The 18355-nt window shown below is 36.1% G+C and carries 11 protein-coding genes and 1 pseudogene; 2 read left to right on the forward strand and 10 right to left on the reverse strand.

From position 1 onward, the window contains the following. Positions 1–512: 512 nt before the first annotated feature. The 10 genes from IPK91_15025 to miaB all read right to left on the reverse strand — a co-directional run bounded on the left by IPK91_15025 (position 513) and on the right by miaB (position 15296). Complete coding sequence (locus IPK91_15025; GenBank protein ID MBK8298558.1) at positions 513–4415, reverse strand: VCBS repeat-containing protein; 3903 nt, start codon at positions 4413–4415, stop codon at positions 513–515. A 184-nt stretch (positions 4416–4599) separates the two neighbouring features. Next, complete coding sequence (locus IPK91_15030; GenBank protein MBK8298559.1) at positions 4600–6807, reverse strand: T9SS type A sorting domain-containing protein; 2208 nt, start codon at positions 6805–6807, stop codon at positions 4600–4602. Positions 6808–7165: 358 nt separating this feature from the next. Further along, positions 7166–7600: a hypothetical protein gene (locus tag IPK91_15035; GenBank protein ID MBK8298560.1), complete on the reverse strand. Its 435-nt coding sequence runs from the start codon at positions 7598–7600 to the stop codon at positions 7166–7168. Positions 7601–7708: 108 nt separating this feature from the next. Then, positions 7709–10123 carry a TonB-dependent receptor gene (locus IPK91_15040; GenBank protein MBK8298561.1) on the reverse strand — a complete coding sequence of 805 codons (2415 nt, stop codon included), beginning with the start codon at positions 10121–10123 and terminating at the stop codon, positions 7709–7711. Between the two features lie 262 nt (positions 10124–10385). Beyond that, positions 10386–10892 carry a hypothetical protein gene (locus IPK91_15045; protein MBK8298562.1) on the reverse strand — a complete coding sequence of 169 codons (507 nt, stop codon included), beginning with the start codon at positions 10890–10892 and terminating at the stop codon, positions 10386–10388. 88 nt (positions 10893–10980) lie between these two features. Continuing rightward, positions 10981–11304 carry a preprotein translocase subunit SecG gene (secG, locus tag IPK91_15050; GenBank protein ID MBK8298563.1) on the reverse strand — a complete coding sequence of 108 codons (324 nt, stop codon included), beginning with the start codon at positions 11302–11304 and terminating at the stop codon, positions 10981–10983. A 5-nt stretch (positions 11305–11309) separates the two neighbouring features. Then, positions 11310–12104, reverse strand: a complete 795-nt coding sequence (locus IPK91_15055; GenBank protein ID MBK8298564.1) for a hypothetical protein — start codon at positions 12102–12104, stop codon at positions 11310–11312. Positions 12105–12106: 2 nt separating this feature from the next. Continuing rightward, positions 12107–12598 carry a hypothetical protein gene (locus IPK91_15060; protein MBK8298565.1) on the reverse strand — a complete coding sequence of 164 codons (492 nt, stop codon included), beginning with the start codon at positions 12596–12598 and terminating at the stop codon, positions 12107–12109. Further along, the gene (locus IPK91_15065) at positions 12595–13869 is read right to left on the reverse strand and encodes a sigma-54-dependent Fis family transcriptional regulator (protein MBK8298566.1); all 1275 of its coding nucleotides are present in this window, start codon (positions 13867–13869) and stop codon (positions 12595–12597) included. The genes IPK91_15060 and IPK91_15065 overlap by 4 nt, the downstream gene beginning before the upstream one ends. Continuing rightward, positions 13869–15296, reverse strand: a complete 1428-nt coding sequence (gene miaB, locus IPK91_15070) for a tRNA (N6-isopentenyl adenosine(37)-C2)-methylthiotransferase MiaB (protein ID MBK8298567.1) — start codon at positions 15294–15296, stop codon at positions 13869–13871. Before miaB ends, IPK91_15065 begins: the two co-directional genes overlap by 1 nt. A gap of 528 nt (positions 15297–15824) precedes the next feature. On the opposite strand from miaB, the gene IPK91_15075 reads away from it, so the two are divergent. Both IPK91_15075 and hppD read left to right on the forward strand, forming a co-directional pair. Then, a complete protein-coding gene (locus IPK91_15075) occupies positions 15825–16988 on the forward strand; it encodes a homogentisate 1,2-dioxygenase (protein ID MBK8298568.1) in 1164 nt (387 codons plus the stop codon). Positions 16989–17167: 179 nt separating this feature from the next. Continuing rightward, a pseudogene (hppD, locus tag IPK91_15080) lies at positions 17168–18322 on the forward strand (4-hydroxyphenylpyruvate dioxygenase). The last annotated feature ends 33 nt before the right edge of the window (positions 18323–18355 follow it).

Here is an 18355-nt window from a genome sequence, read left to right on the forward strand (position 1 = left end):
TTATTTGCATCGTGATTATTTATATAGCTAATAATCAAATAGTTAGAATTTAAAATCGAACATATATATATAATTGTTATATGACAACGGCATTTTTTTGTACTTGTACAGCCATTCAAATCATCGGATACTTGTATCGTGATTGTTTAACAAAGGGAAAGAATACAATCAGAATGCCGGTAAACGTATCGGCGACCGTATAAAAATCGGATATGTTCATGGGATTAAAATTTGTTAATAGGGAGCTTGGCTCCCAAAAGTCAGGCTCCTATTAACAAATTAATCTTGAACCCCCCAGTAATTTGAAATTCGTCTTTTCTATATTATAGAAGCTATTTTGGATATGTTCATGGGATTATCAGCCGGTTGATGAAAGCAGCCGGCTCTTTTTTAAGAATATAAAATGTACTTTCTGATAAATCTATTTCAAAACGAAAAACAGAAAAGGTCCTGCTGAAGTGCAGGACTTTTTTTTTGTGGTATATCCATCTTTCTTTGGATAAATCTGCGACTTACCGGATTACGGTCAAATCTCCTGATTTTTTAATGATACTGCCATCCGGCAAACGAATGCTGGCATGCCATACATAAACTCCCGGTAAGACAAACTGATTATTAGCAGTCCCATTCCATCCTTGTTGTTGATTATTGGCTTGAATCGTGTGGGTTTGCCATAGCAAATTGCCCCAACGGTCATAAATACTTAGCCAATCTATTACTGCTTGTGATCCAAAAATATATAGATTAAATCGTGCATTTGAACTACTGTTAAGATTGATAATATTAGGGTAATATATTTCAATCTCTTTATTGATTTGCAACACCAACCAATGGATAGAATCACAACCTAAACTTGATTTAAAAGCTTCACGATAAATCCCTGATTGGGTATATGCTTGTTGATTTACATCCCAGATATAAGGATTTTCTTGTGTAGTTACACTATCTGTTTTTTGAATTTCTGGACGAATTCTCAATTTTAAATTAAGTATCGAATCACAACCTGCAATTGATTTTAAATTAAAATTATAATCGCCAGATTGTTTGAGTATTTGTTGCGTAGCAGGCCAAAAATATTGCGTACAAACAGCAGTATCTATGAATTGTACATAACTTGGTTGAAGTTTTAAGTTCAATAAGAAAATTGAATCACATCCGAATTGATTAACTAGTTTTTTCTCATAAATTCCGGATTTTAAATAACTGGAATCATTAACTGGCCAAATGTATTGGTCACATGCTTCCACCGAATCGGATTGAATTTGCGATAGGGTAGTAAAGTGTATCGTTAATAACGAATCGCAGGATTGTGCATTTTGCAATGGAAATAAATAATCACCGCTTTGTTTAAGGGTTTTTCCAAGAATGGCCATTGAATCACAAGCGGAAATACTTAGATCTGCTTTTGAAGCTTGGTTTAGTTTAAGTTCTAATGTCACAATACTATCACACCCCGCATGGTTTTGAGTTTTAAATGGATAGGTTCCAGCTTGGGTTATTTTAGTCCCATTCCAAGTTAAAGAATCACAAGCTGTAATTCTGATTAAATTGGAATCTGATTTTAGGATTGTAAGTTGTAAAATCGCCAAGCTGTCGCAGCCAGCTGCATTTCTAGTAGTAAAAAAATAGCGTCCACTTTGAGTATAACTTTGATTATTCCAATAAATGGAATCGCAAGTGTTTACGATACTTAGAGATTGGGACGAAGCATTTAGATCCAAATCGAGTATAGCCACGCTGTCACAAGCATTCGTATTTTGCGTATGATAGAAATAGGTGCCATCTTGAAAATAGCTTTGCCCATTCCAAAAAAATGAATCACAAGCAACAATCTGTTGAGTCGATCTACTTGTTTTATAAAGATCAAGATTTAAAATTGCGATGCTATCACAGCCAAACACACTTTTAGTTTGAAAACGAAATTGTCCACCTGTTGTATAAACCGTGTTATTCCATAAAAAGGAATCACAGGCTGTTACCGCGGTCAAAGATTGAATTACGGAATCGATATGTAAATCAAGAATAGCAATGCTGTCACAGGAAAACTGATTTATAAATTTATTAATATACCTTCCACTTTGTTTATAATACCTGCCATTCCATTGAAACGAATCGCAAGCTGCTTGAACCCATCTTGTTGTATCCGGATGATGAATAGTTAAATCAAGGATTGCTATGCTGTCGCATCCATCCACATTATGACTAGAAAACATGTATTTACCGCTGCTGTAATAGCTTTGATGATTCCATATGAAGGAATCACAGCGAATAGTCTGCTGAAAAGATGTACTGGATTTCAACAAACTAAGATTTAATAGCGTAGTACTATCACAACCCAATTGATTGAGATGAATTGCAGTAAACATACCACTGGAATCCAGTCGAACTCCATTCCAAATGAGCGAATCACATGCTTTAGCATTAATTATAGAAAGAGTTGTATCGATTAACCGTAAATCCAAAATGCTTATTACACTATCACAACCAATTCTGTTTTTTAAATTATGATAATACATGCCGGCTTGTTGTAAAGTCGTGTTAAAAAATACAAATGAAGCGGATTCGCAAATACTGGTATCTATTCGCTGAATGCGGGGAAGTTCTGTTGAACTATATATATTATCTGTAAAATCACATTCTGATGAGAAAAAATCATTTGAGGTAAAGCTGCCCGAACCCAATCTTTTGGTATTGACAACCATAAAAAGCTGCTTGAGATTGCTTGCAGAGAAACTAAAACTTAATTGGATTAAACTATCACCTCTAACCAGTTTTTTTGTAGTGTAATAAATGCCCAGTATGTTGCCTCCGGATTCCGGATTGCCATTATAAAATGCAACAGGTATTCCAGTATCAGCTGCTTGCGAAGCATCTGGCTTATTGTAAAGATTAAAGTATGCTGTGTATAAATCAGTAATTGGATCGTAATTTATACAATCTAGGTTCCCATACAAACTTGCTGCAGGTTTCCGGTAAATTCCATTGGAATCAAGTAAAGACTCCTGCACATAAAAGTTATTGTATCGTCCATTTTTATAAGTCGCATTATTTTTTTGAACACGGGGCACGGTCAAATCATCATTGATATTGAGTACATGATAATTGTATTGATTCCAAATGCCTCTGGCAGGTGCCCAGGGAGCTGAGCTGTCTGCTGAACCAAAGATGGTGAGTTTGCCTGTATTGTCATAGGGAATAGATCCACAACTTACACAAATATTTGATTGACCTGAATTTCTTATATCTCCTACTATTGGCATTTCACTCCAGGTTCCAGATAAGCATGGAATGCTTGCGATAATTTTAGGTGGGAAGCTAAATCCATCAATTATGTTTAATGATTTCTCATCTCTGTGAACAATTTCTAGAATTCCATCATAATTAAAATCAAAAGCAGTTATTCCGGTTGTACCTGATGAATCGGCTGTTGGTAATACCCATTCTAATTTAAAAGTAGAACTTCCATCGTATCGGTAAGAAAATAGATTTTTAACCCGATTAAATAAAATAGAAGGTGATCTGGAAGGTCCTAAACTACAGATTAATGGTGGACCTATATAATCAATTGTTCCAGGAGGATAAGCTTTGGCACTTAAGGCCGGGTTTCCATTAGAAAATGTATAAGCATAGACCAATGCTTCATTATTTAAACCTGGATAGGTAACAATCAAATCAAGCATATTGTCAGCATTAATATCAGCAATAGAAGTATATCCATCAAGAAAGGAATTATCGACTTGAATGTTAAATGGCACCATTGAATTACCAGCCATCCCATTTGGATTTGTAATTATTATTTTATAAATAGTATACCCAGCAGCCAATTCTAAGTCTGTTGTGTCGCCGTCCAGCTGTCCGGCAATTGTACTTGGAAAAGGATTGTAATTTGAATTTTGCTTCATTCCAATTCCATTAGTTCCGCCTTCAATAAGTTTTAAACCTGTCTGAGCATTGAAAATTTTATTTTGAATATAAACTTCCGGATAGCCGTCCTGATTAAAATCAGCCAATGCTAAACTGCCTCCTTTTTCATCTAGAAAATTTTTGTCAACTCTTTGATCAGAAATCCATTTAACTGAACCATTGGAATTATAGCATATTATTCTATCTTTAATATTTGCAGGATTAGGCCCAAAACCATTAGCTTTAATTACGATATCTATCCAACCATCATTATCAACATCAGCTACTAAAAGGCTGCCATTAAACCATTCTATTATTGGAGTATTTATTTTTAATTTCGTTTGTCCAGTATATGAATCAATTATTAATATGCCATTAAAAAGATCATTTACTGCAATTAATTCAGGAATACAGTCTTGATCCAAATCGGCCAATAGGGGTGTTAAATAAATTGAGACTGCATCCTGGCTTTCTAAATTTTTGGCAAATGAAAAAACTGATTTCGAGAACATTTCATTAGCATAACAAAAGCCGGAATCAAATTCAAAACATTTACTATTTTGACTGTAACTAATTTGTAATAAGAGTAGAAGTATTAGTGTAGAAATATTCCCTAAAACGTTTCTCTTTATAGACATTAATACAGTATTGATTTTAATTAAAATATTCCAATTATAATTATTAAAATCTAGAATACTAATATTTAATAACTTTTGAGAAACATTCTTTCCCTTTTCTGTTTTTATATTTTATAAAGTATAACCCTTGAGGTAGCACTAAATCAATTTTAAAGCTAGGTCCGTTAATATTTCCATGCCAAATAACTTTTCCATCAGCTGAGAAGAGGCTTATTGAGGTATTTTTTAACTTTGAAGTAAATTGAATTTCATTGGTACTAATAGGATTTGGAACGACTATTAAATCTTGCATTTCTTGATTTTTTGAGTCATCGACATGTAAATTCCTAAATTCCAAATTTTCACAATCGGGATTAGGAATATAAATAAGTTTAAAGCAGCTTAAATCACAGGAACAATCATCTGAGTTACAAGTTGAAATGATTAAATAAACATCTTCATCAAACGGCCCTAGTGGATTATTCAAATTATCATGATAATAATTTGAATTAGAAGTATTGCCAGGGTCACTTACCGCGAAGCTGCTATAACATACATAAGATGAACCTGATGCAAATACATTTAAGTAAACATAAAATGTAGCGTTTTCTTCATTACAGAAAATTGAGTCTAAATATACTTCCAACTCGCAATTTTCATTGTCAGAACAAGGTTTTGGCGGACAGATCATCAGGAAAGCTTCACATCCTCCAGGAGCTGACAATTTTATCTCTACACATTCTAATCCAATGGTTCCCGGAACATAATAAGTATGAGTTGTATTATAACTATAAGATCCAGATCCATTAATTGAGTAGGATCCTCCAATTCCATTTACTTTAATTTGAAATGACCAAGAATCATCGCTTACAGAAGAAGTAGAATTATTATAGCACATGACATTGCTTATTTTTGCACTATTAAACAGAATACAGTTGCCTGTACCAGAACAAAAATGAGGGGCTGATATATTAAAAGTATCTCTGCAGTCTTCATGAGAAAAAATAAGTTTCCAATCTCCTTCCTGTATAAAAAAGGGGCCTAGATTGTAAATACCATCGGCAGTATCAATTAATAAATCATAATGGCCAGTCTCATTGGGGTAGGGGTCATCCAGCACACGTTCGATTAGAAAACTATCCCCTTCAATAAACTGATCCAAATCAACTTGTACATAATAATAATCATCAGACAATAAACTTGTAGTGTTATTATTTTGGCAAGATCCGGTGACAACTGTAAGTTCATATTCAAAACTGATTGGACAAACTTCAATGGTATTGGAATAAACTGGATCCAGGATTTGTGTATTCGAACTAAAATACAATTTTAAATAAATTTCTGTACAGCTATCGTAGGTAAAATCAGCAAGCGCAACTTTAAAACAATATTTATTATTGGCTGTATCGATTGATAAAGAATAAAAATTAAAGTCAACTGGTAATATAGAATCCAATTTCCAAGCACCGCAAATAGCAGGTAAGGTATAGGATCCACAGATTGTTAACGAATCATCTCCACATGGATCAAAATCTATTCCAAGACCCTCTTCATTGAGTGGCTGTTGATACAAGGTACCAGACCCAAATGCACTGCCATCGCATAGTTCACAAATACCATCAATGTATGCATAAGTAAAATGGCCACCTTCACCACAATCAGCTGCAGTTATTTCTAAAGTTGCAATACTGTCTAACATGTTTAAAGGGATTTTAAATGTATGACAAGCCCAATTTACCAATTTGATGGTATCAAAAGTGCAAATGGAATCTAGGAAGATATTATAACATTCAATTTGAGAGGCATCAAAACATAAATTATTGGCAGGATCCCGATCACAGGATATGCTAAACCAAGGTTGTTGATCACGATGTCCATTTGGATTTTCCAATATTGCCGCATACCAAACTGTAAAATCACGTGTTTCAGGAGTTACTTTAAACCGTTTTACTATTTTATTTACATCATAATGACCACTACAAGTAAAACTAAAATGGCCATAACGGTTATTTAAAAGCAAGGATTTATAACCAAACTTGACTTTATTAATTCCGGTTAAAGTATCGGGTCCATTGTTTACAATTTCGAATCTTCTAAATGCCGGAATTGATATGGCATTCCAAGTTATGGATGAGTCTAAATACAATGGGGTACAAATATTACCACCCAAGCGATAACTATCTGAATATTGACCTGTATAGTAAGTTAAGCCATCCTCAAAACCGCCATTATCACAAACCAAGGTATCGGCACTTTGGCTTTTTGAAATACTTGGTAATAATAGCATGTATAAAATTAAAATTGGAAAATAATGAATATACTTTCTGGAATCAGAATAAAATATGCCCCCCCCTCAAAATATTAGTATTTAATTTTGAAATTAAATTTAATTGCCGATTGATAATAAATAAAAATTTCATAGGGCAGTATTTTCGATGGGTGATAAATAATTACCAAATATACACTATTTTTATCAAATACCCAAGAAATAGTATTTTGAATATTGAGTTTAGTCCTGTATATTTATTATCTCCGCTGAATATTTCGCAATTTTTCTATTGCACTTTAATTTTCGATAATGGCTTACCAAACTCATGTATATTTCTATTTTAATCGGTTTATTCCATAATTGATAACCAGAGGAATTATACATTAATAATTTTCCCCAAACTCCAACGAGCTCCTGCTAAAAATAAGAAAGATAGGCTCGTACATAGGATTGGTGGTAAAAAAGTAAACACCCACATCAAAATGGCCAATACACCAAAAAAGATTAAATAGATATTTAAAATACCCATCATGATGATTTTTGAAATGGGGTGTTTCAGTAAATACCATAATAGCACCGAAGCAAATAAACACAACAAACTAAAACAAGCACTCAGTGAAAAAAACAGTTGTGCAAAGGTCCGGTGAAAACCAGCCCCCATGTCCATTTGGTAAGTGTCCATGGTTTGAATGAGCTGTTTTTCAATTTCATTTGATGCAGCTGGTTCGACAAACAAACTAATCGAATGAAGCGCACCCGATAAGAACAAACAAATAATAGCAGCCCAACTTAATCCAATATAAAGTTTCATTTTTAAATATTTAGATTAAAGTTAAGCCCATTTTATAAATCATTTTAATAAAAAATGGCCTGCATATTTATGCAGACCATTGTAAAATGATGTATTGGTTAGGGTCTCCTAAATTTTATAGCGACAAGCAACTACTAAATTTCTTCCGGCACCACTGATACCTGATGAAAATACCCGGTAATAACTATCCAGAATATTTTCTAATCCGACTTGTATATTCAATTTTTCAGTAAGTGCATATTTTGCATTGACATTGATAATTGTCCAGGATGGACTTCCATTGCTGGAGGCATAAATTAAATTATCTTCTCCAATCTTATTGTAATTTTTGAGTCGCTTCCATCCGTTGTACAATGCGGCTGCTTCAATTTGCCATTTGCGATTTTTCCAGTTTAATGCAGTTTTTCCGGTAATTGGAGAAATGTGATCCAATGGATAATCTGTTGTGTCGGTTTGGATACGTCCAAATGAATAATTAAGAACCGAACTAAAATTCCATTGATTGCTTAATTTAATATTCAAACCCCCATTCAATCCATAAATAAAAGCTTTCCCTGCATTGGCTTGGGTAAAGACTTTACTAAGGGTTCCTAAATAATCGATGCTGTCTTGTCCGTTATATTGTGCATTTTGAACTGTAATCACATCTTGATACCAGGTATAAAATCCATTCAAAGTAAAACTACTTCCTCTCATAAATTCCTTCCGAACTCCCAGATCGAGACTTAGCACTTGTTCGGGTGTTAACTCCGGATTGGGTACAATGAGCCGACCCGCACTGGATTCAAATACTTTAACCAGATCATCTACATTGGGTGAACGATATCCACTTGATAAATTGGTTTGTATTTGAAATGAATTGCACAGTTTATACACTAAACCCAAACTGCCATTAAAGGCCGCATGTTTTTGTTCAACATCCTTAAACGGCAAATGAAAAAAACTAGTGTCTTTAAATTCGGATTGTAATGTGTAATAATTGAAACGCAATCCGGAATGTACAATCAATTGTTCAATGGGTTTCCACTGATGGGATATATAAAGTCCATGATTGCTGGTTTGAGAACCCCCATCCGGATATCGGGTATCTAAAGCAGTAATTTTACCTGTTTGGATATTTTCCCGGTTTGCCGTTGAACTGACATCATTGTAATTGCTTTCCAATCCGTATTGTAAAATCTGGCGTCGCCAGTTTTTAGTAAAATCCAAGTTGATACTTCCGATGCTTACATTTTCAATTCGATGATTTAAATTATTGCTTCTAAAATTTCGGTTGTGACGACTTTCTTCAATTTTTTGGAATGCAGGAATTAGTTGTACTTCATCAAAGAATTTATAATTGCCGGATTTATTGAGTTGATAAGATATTAAAAGCCTGTCCTGCGGACCATAATACCACTGTGCACTTCGCAGAACGCCATTGCCATCTGTTTCTGTCAGTCGATCGTATCTTGGTATATCGCTCGAACTCGACCATTGTAAATTCAGTTTGTGTTGAGTGGATTCATTTGGTTTCCAAGCAAGTTTTTGTAGTAGATTGTACTGTTTGTATCCACTTTGTTTTTGAATGCTGGGATTGTCGTTGACAAGCATGCTGTCTCGACCATTGATGCGTTCTGCATACGTCAGTCGTTTTCCCCAATTTCCAGAAAACGGATCCCGAACGGCTCCCTGCCTTAAGTCTCCAAAATCTGAGTAACCAAAGCCGGTATAGGATGCCCATTTTCCTGAAGCAATGTTCAATCCAAGACTGGTTGTTTTTTCTTGATTGGCTGTTGCATATTTTACCAAAGCATTTCCTGAAATCAACGAATTGCTTTGATTTCTAAATTGAGCGTTTCGGGTAATCAGGTGAATGACTCCACCCAATGCATCGCTTCCATAAATAACAGAAGCAGGTCCAAAAACAAGTTCTGCTTTTTCTAAAAGCAAAGGATCCACTGTGATGACATTTTGAAGATGTCCGCCACGGTAAATGGCATTGTTCATGCGGACGCCATCAATAACCAGTAATATTTTATTGGCTTCAAAACCCCGCATAACCGGACTGCCGCCACCTTGCTGACTTTTTTGAACCATTACGGATCCCGATGATTCCAGTAGATCTGCTGTAGTAGAAGGCAGCTGAAAATCTATTTCAGAGCGATTGAGTTGTAAAGTTTGCACAGATAAATCCGAACGGGTTCGATCCGTTCTGGATGCGGCCACCAAGACCTCATCCAAAAGATTTGTTCTGGATTTTAGTAAAACGACAAATCCATTCTGTGCAAGTTCTTCTTTTGAAAGGAATAAACTTTCAAAGTCCGGGTGCATGCAATGAATGCTTGTAAATTCTAGCTCATTGGCTAATGTCAAGCTACCATTTGGATCGGATATAAATTCTTGCAGTCCGGGTTCTAATTTGATGTGCACTTGTAAAATCGGGAGCATGTTTTGAGCATTCAAAAATTGAATGCGTTGTGCGTTTACTCCAATGGTAGTAATTGAAAAAAATAGGATGAATATTTTATAAAATGATTTCATATTTAATTTTTAATAGTTGACAATTCACCATTAAAAATTCGAATGGGTATTTATTAACCCTTAAATTTTTAATGCCGATTACAACAGGACCTGTTAATTACAATAGAGTATTTCAATTTGCAGAACACAGCAATAAGGTTTGTCAAGCCGATGTAGTTAAAACAATTGATTGCACAAATTCAATGTTGAATCAACGAGCTATTTGCCTGGAGAAACGAAATTGATTTCCAATTGAAATTAAACGAATTGAATAAAAAGATTTTTAAACTCGGGGAGGTGGTTTAATTACAAATTTTGTCAATGAACTGTAGGTTTCCTGTTTTAAATCATAGGATGCAATATCACATTGCCAGAAAGATGAAATAAATTGAGCAGGCAGGTATAGGTGGATTTCATAGTGCAGGGTGCTGGTATTTGAATTTGAATTACCGGAATGATCAGAATCAATTATCCGGGAGAGCATTTGTTTTTCTTTTACATCCTTATACACTAAAAATGATACAGAACCATCTTCGTATATTTTTTTATCTACCACATCATACCAGGTATCATTCATAACAAATTCATGATCTTCAATCCAATGAATGGATTGCAAGGTTTTTGAATTAAAACATAAGGCGATCAGATCCTCGTGTTTTTTAAATTTACCTAACACAGCATGAATTTGGGATTGATGAATTTCCTTTATTACTAAATAGGAAAACAGGTTCAGGGACAACAAAAGAATCAAGGTCCAATGAAGCAAGCGGTATTTTTGTAAAGTAGGCATCAAATTACTTACAAATATAGTAAGCAAAGCGCCGAATCAGGCAAGAGCTTGATTTGTTAAAAAAAATGAGCTTAAAAACGAATGAAATCTATTGACCTGGTCCGGCAGGTTGATCAGCCGGTGGTTGAGCCGGTTGTTCGGTTGGAGTTTCTTCCTGCTGTTGACCATTGCCAATATTTCCTCCGGCAGAAGCCATTACAGCAGCAACGACACATAGGGCAATGAGGATTCCAGCAAGCCACCAGGTTAATTTTTCCACAAAATCAGCTGATCGGGCAGCTCCAAACATTTGATTAGCACTTTGTCCACCAAAGGTTGAATCGACACCTCCTCCCTTAGGATTTTGGATTAGGATCACTCCAATTAATAAAATACAATCCAATGCAATCAAAATCGTAAGTAAAGTCAGCATAGTGCTTAGGTTTTTAATTTTTCAATAGCGGTCGCAAATGTACTGCCTTTTTCGGGAAATTTTAGCATCAATTTTTCATACATCGCGATCGCTTCTTGTTTATGGCCCTGCCTGGCCAGCAGTTTAGCCAGGGTTTCAGAAATGACCTCTTCTTTTAAAGTCAGACTGGATTCAATGACTTTCCGGGTTTCTGAAGCTGGGCTGGTTTCGGTTTTTAGTGGCAACTTGGATTCTGTTGCTGTTTTTTGCCTCTTGACTGTTTTTGGGCCGGAATGTAATTCTTCTAGCCACTGGTAAAAGTCCAAATTTTTTGAAATTCGCTTGCTGTTTAAGCTTGATACAGGATCAGCAGATTCGTCATGCACCGTTATCGGGGATTCAATGGCTGTGACTCCAGGCATCGCTTCTATGGGTTTGTGTTGAGTTCGTTTGATCGATTGGCTAGCTTGTTTTGCTTTAGCTTGAGGGAGTTCGGTAATGGATTCTGTTTCCAGTGCTTTGTTTTCAATTACAACCTTGGGAGTCGGTTCTACTTCAATGGGAATGGCTTGGATGTTTTGTATAGCTGGTATTTCTGAAACTTTGATGTAATCAACCGAATCATTGGATTTTAATGAACTTAATTTTTCCTTTTTCATATAATCCGACCAGTTTTTTGAATCTGCAAATGCAGGATCTGGGAGTCTATAAGAAATATGCGCTGGTTGATCTGTTGAAGCCAACCACAAAGCAGATGACAAGGGTTGGGATTGTAACAGGATTTTAGCATCCTCCGGATTCAGTTCATTGATTCGTTTCATAATTACCAATTGGTAAAAGCTTTATTAAAAATATCATCCACCAATAAATTATTGATTTCTTTTGTTAGCTGTTGTTGAATTGTACTAAAATTTGCATTCGCATCAAAATCCTGATATCTGGCAAATCCGGTTTTCCAATTTAATTTAGCATCTTTTGCATTTATCATTTCAACTTCAACCGTAACGTTTAATCGATTGATTGCTGAACTTGCATTTGCCTGTGCAGCCTGACTCGATACATTAAATTGTGTTATTTTACATATAAACTTGATATCGGGTTCGCGGTCATTTAATGTAAGTCTGGAATCTTTTCTGATTTTTGATAATAAGGTTTCATAAAAATCCAAGGGATAGGTTGCAGGAGCTTGATAGGTTTGATCAATCACCTGTTCCAATTTAAAGGTATTTACTTCAGCTGGAATGCTGATTCCTTTAAAACTATAGCAACTGCAAAAGCAAGTACATATTAATAAAAAGAGTGTCAAGAATCTCATGTGTCTAAGCCGTATTGTTTAATTTTTCTGTAAAGGGTACGTTCTGAAATTCCCAATTCTTCTGAGGCATCTTTTCGTTTTCCATTAAATTTTTTCAATGCCTTGTTGATCATGTCTTTTTCCATATCGTCCAGAGATAAGGTTTCTTCCATCACTTCAACTGTTTCAAAATTCTTCTTATCCGTGCTTAATAAAATTGGACCTGTGTGTGATTCCTGCCCGTGTTTATTCAAGGGTTCAGGATTCCAATTGGTATTGACCGGATTTGGATAGGAAAGACTCTGTCCGGGAGGATACGCGGATGCAGCATTTTCCATAGCTGCAGGCATTTCAAGATCATTGGTATGTACCAATTGAAAGAACATGTTTTTCAATTGATTTAAATCTTGTTTCATATCAAATAACAGCTTGTACAAAATTTCCCGCTCATGAAATCCACCCTGTTGTTCTACTTCAGGAATTGACATCGGCAAATTACGATTGTTAATATTGGGAATGATACGAGCTAAATCATGTGCATGAATGACTTTTTGATCAGATAAAACTGATAATTGTTCAACTGCATTTCTGAGTTCACGAATATTACCTGGCCAGGAATAATTTTCCATCAAGCTGGCACTGTGTTCGTCCAATTCAATGGGGGTGGTTCTATATTTTTCAGCAAAATCCTGTGCAAATTTTCTAAACAAAATTTGTATGTCTTCGCGGCGTTCTTTTAAACTCGGAACCCGAATCGGTACCGTATTTAAACGATAATAAAGATCTTCTCTGAATTTACCTACACGAACCCGATCCAATAAATTCACATTGGTTGCTGCAACAACCCGAACATTGGTTTTTAATGTTTTTGATGAACCCACTCGGATAAATTCTCCGGATTCCAGAACCCTCAATAAAAAGGATTGCGTATCGTGTGGCATTTCGGCAATTTCATCTAAAAAAATTGTCCCGCCATCTACCGTTTCAAAATATCCTTTGCGATCTGCAGTTGCACCTGTAAACGAACCTTTTTCATGACCAAATAATTCGCTATTAATGGTACCTGCAGGAATTGCTCCACAGTTTACCGCAATAAACTGATTGTGTTTCCGTGGACTCAGGCTGTGAATTATTTTTGAAAATATTTCTTTTCCGGAACCACTTTCTCCGGAAATCAAAACCGTTAAATCGGTACCTGCAACCCGAATGGCTGTATCCAATGCCTGATTCAGGGTTTCTGATCGGCCGTAAATTCCAAATCGCTGTTTAATTGCTTGTACTGATTCCACAATTAATTTATTAGATGATGTCCAATTAATGTTGCGCTGTTTACACGGATCACAGTGACAGTAACATAGTCACCAGCTTTCACTTCAGATTGTGGAGTAAATACGATGACTTTGTTTTGTGAATTGCGACCTCGCCACTGATCATCGGATTTTTTAGATTTACCTTCAACCAAAATGCTAAATGTTTTATTTAAGTCTTGCTCATTGTGTTGTAATGACAATTGACGTTGCAATTGAATGATTTCATTTAAGCGTTTTTTCTTAATGCTTTCAGGAATATCGTCCTTGTATTTTTTTGCAGCCAGTGTACCGGGTCGCTCGGAATAAAAAAACGTATAGGACATGCTGTATCGGGCATATTCCATCAAACTCAGGGTATCCTGATGTTCTTCTTCAGTTTCCGAACAGAATCCGGCAATCATATCCGAAGAAATTGCGCAATCCGGTAAGATGGAATAGATTTCATCTATCTTATTGATATACCATTCCCTGTCATAGGTGCGGTTCATCAAATTCAAGATGCGGCTATTTCCTGATTGACAGGGAAGATGAATGTACTTACAAATGTTGTCGTATTTTGCAATCGTAAGAAGTACTTCAGTAGTAATATCTTTTGGATGTGAAGTGGAAAAGCGAAGTCTTAAATCCGGATGAATTTGTGCAACCCATTCTAATAAATTTGCAAACGAGACAATCTGATTTGTTTCAGGATGTTCCCATTTATATGAATCCACATTCTGACCAAGTAAGGTAACTTCGCGATACCCCCGATCAAATAAATTTTGAGCTTCTGCAACAATGGTAAAAGCATTTCGACTCCGCTCTCGTCCGCGTGTAAAAGGAACCACACAAAACGAACACATATTATCACAACCTCGCATGATGGAAATAAAAGCGGTCACGCCATTGCTATCCAATCGCATCGGGGCGATGTCTGCATAGGTTTCTTCTCTGGATAAAAATACATTGACGGCTTTAGAACCTTCATCTACAGTTTGAATCAAATTAGGTAAATCCCGGTAAGCATCTGGTCCAACGACGATATCAACCAATTGTTCTTCAACCAGAAATTTATCTTTTAAGCGTTCAGCCATGCAGCCTAACACACCGATTAATAATTCCGGATTTGCCTTTTTTAAACCTCTGAATTCTTTCAATCGTTTTCTTACGGTTTCTTCTGCTTTTTCCCGGATGGAGCAGGTATTTAAAAAGATCAAATGGGCTTCTTCCAAAACCTTTGTTGGAGCCATACCTTGTTCAGCTAGTATCGAAGCTACAATTTCAGAATCTGAAAAATTCATCTGACAGCCATAGCTTTCCAAATAAAATTTACGGCTACCAACTGAGCTATCTAATTGATAGTCAAAAACTTCTCCTTGTCTGGTTTCTTCAAGTACTTCGTGTCCGTGCTCTCGGGTGGAATTGTGCATTGCTCAAAATTGGACCGCAAAATTACTACAAATTAAGCAATCTGACAAATTGGCAGAAAAGAGTTGTTGGGAAGAATAGCTTGTATTCTTCGTGGACTTTGTGGTAATAGATTTTCACACAAAGATCACTGAGGAGTGACACGGAGGAAGAGGAGACTTACTCTGTATTTCTCCGTGTGTATTTTCTCTGTGTACTTTGTGATAAGAAATTTTCACACAAAGATCACGGAGGAAGAACACGAAGGAAGAGGAGATTAACTCTGTATTTCTTAGTGTGTATTTTCTCTGTGTACTTTGTGATAAGAAATTTTCACCAAGAACACGGAGGAAGAACACGGAGGAAGAGGAGATTAACTCTATATTTCTTAGTGTGCATTGTCTTTGTGGACTTTGCGATAGATTATATTCAACCCAAACGACCCAATCAAGTACATGTTCAAGAGTCCATTGATTTAAATCATTCCAATAGCTGATCGAAAACATCGATTGTATTTATTAGAAATCCAAACTTTGAGCAAATTTTAATGCATGCCTTTATATCGTCAGGCTGGACAGATTCCATCCAAACGGCACATTGTGTTTAGAAATTCAAATGGCGCTCTTTTTCATGAGGAGTTATTTGGGACAGAAGGATTTAGTGGGATGTCTTCATTGGTTTATCATTTGTATCCACCAACACAAGTTAAACAAAGGGGCACTCCTTATTCTGTCCGCCCTAAAATTGCAATAGAAGATAATTTGCAAGCAAGAAGTTATTTAACTTTTAATGCGGTACCGCAATCAGATTATATCAAGAGTCGAATTGTTTTATTTGTGAATAATGACATGAGCATCGGAATTGCTGCACCCAGTAGCAGCATGACGGATTACTTTTATAAAAATGCGGATTCTGATGAAATGATATTTATCCATGAAGGCAGTGGAGTATTAATAACCATGTATGGTAACATCCCGTTTCAGTATGGTGATTATTTGATTATTCCTCGCGGTACGGTGTACCAACTCGATTTTAATAATTCGCATAATAAATTGCTGATTGTTGAATCTCATGGTCCGATTGAAACTCCTGCACGATATCGAAATCAATACGGTCAGTTTTTAGAACATTCACCTTTTTGCGAGCGGGATTTAAGAGGTCCGGAAACTTTAATTACCCATGATGAAAAAGGTGATTTTCTAATCAATATAAAAAAGCGCGGTCTTATATATCCTTATGTTTATGAAAATCATCCATTCGACGTGGTAGGATATGATGGATGTTGTTATCCCTATGCATTTTCAATATTCAATTTCGAACCCATAACCGGTCGCATTCACATGCCACCACCGATCCATCAAACCTTTCAAGGCAGAAATTTTGTGATCTGTTCTTTTGTTCCAAGACTGTATGATTATCATCCACAGGCCATCCCAGCACCGTATCATCACAGCAATATTGACAGTGACGAGTTGCTCTATTATGTTGACGGTGATTTTATGAGTCGCAACAACATTCAAAAAGGACAGATCACATTACATCCGGGAGGAATCCCTCACGGTCCGCATCCAGGTGCAATTGAACGAAGTATTGGAAAAAAGGAGACCAACGAATTGGCAGTGATGATTGATCCGTTTAATCCGGTAAAAATTACGGAAGCAGCGGCGGGTATTGAAATTCCGGAGTATTATCAAAGTTGGATGAAAGACAATTAATAATTAATAATTAATAATTAAAAATTATGGGAGCGTAGCGTACATCCCGCGTACTCGCGGGAAGAATTATGGGAGCGTAGCGGATATCCCGCGTGCCCGCAGGAATAATTAAGAAAGGTTTCGTTCATCCCGTGTAATTGTTCGAAATATTTAAATTTTTTTAAATTAATTAAATTGATATGAAAGATTTAACAGCTGTAAAAAATTATCAATATGTTGAAACGGAGAAAATCTTTAAACAAGCTCAGGATTTTTTACCGATTTTAGGAACGGATTATGTAGAATTGTATGTTGGCAATGCAAAGCAGGCTGCGCACTTTTATAAAACGGCATTCGGTTTTCAGGAATTAGCATATGCTGGTTTGGAAACGGGACTAAAGGACCGCTGCAGTTATGTGTTGCAGCAAGGAAAAATCAAATTGGTGCTTACAACACCGCTCACTCGCGACAGTGAAATCGCACAACATGTCAGAGAACACGGAGATGGCGTAAAAGTAATTGCTTTGTGGGTTCAGGATGCGTACAAAGCGTATGAAGAAACCGTAAAACGTGGAGCAAGGCCTTATTTAAATCCGATGGAATCGAAAGATGCTAACGGCACCGTGCGTATGAGTGGCATCCATATTTATGGAGATACCGTACATCTTTTCATTGAACGCGGAGGATATCGGGGAATCTTTTTACCTGGTTATGAAAAATGGGAAACAGACTAGCGTCCTGCACCCGTCGGTTTAAAATACATCGACCACATGGTTGGCAATGTAGGTTTAGGTGAAATGAATGTCTGGAGTAAATTTTACGCGGAGGTTATGGGATTCTACAACATGATCACCTTTGATGATAAAGACATTTCAACTGATTTTACTGCCTTGATGAGCAAAGTAATGACCAATGGAAATGGGTATATTAAATTTCCAATCAACGAACCGGCTCCTGGTAAAAAGAAATCTCAGGTACAAGAATACCTTGATTTTTATTACGGCCCCGGTTGCCAACACATTGCCGTTGCAACGGATGATATTGTATTCTCAATTTCTGAAATGAAGAAACGAGGCATTGAGTTTTTATATGTCCCGGGAAGTTATTACGATACGGTCAAAGACAGGGTAGGAATTATAGAAGAAGATTTAGAAGCATTGAAAAAACTCGGCATCATGGTTGACCGGGATGAAGAAGGATACTTGCTGCAAATATTTACAAAACCAATAGAAGATCGTCCCACATTATTTTTCGAAATCATCCAACGCAAAGGAGCCAAATCTTTTGGCAAAGGAAATTTTCAAGCATTGTTTGAAAGCATTGAAGCCGAACAAGCAAGAAGAGGGACTTTGTGAATTGAGCCTAAGAATGTTTTTTAGTAGTATTTA

This window comes from Saprospiraceae bacterium (assembly GCA_016712145.1).
Classification (GTDB): Bacteria; Bacteroidota; Bacteroidia; order Chitinophagales; family Saprospiraceae; genus Vicinibacter.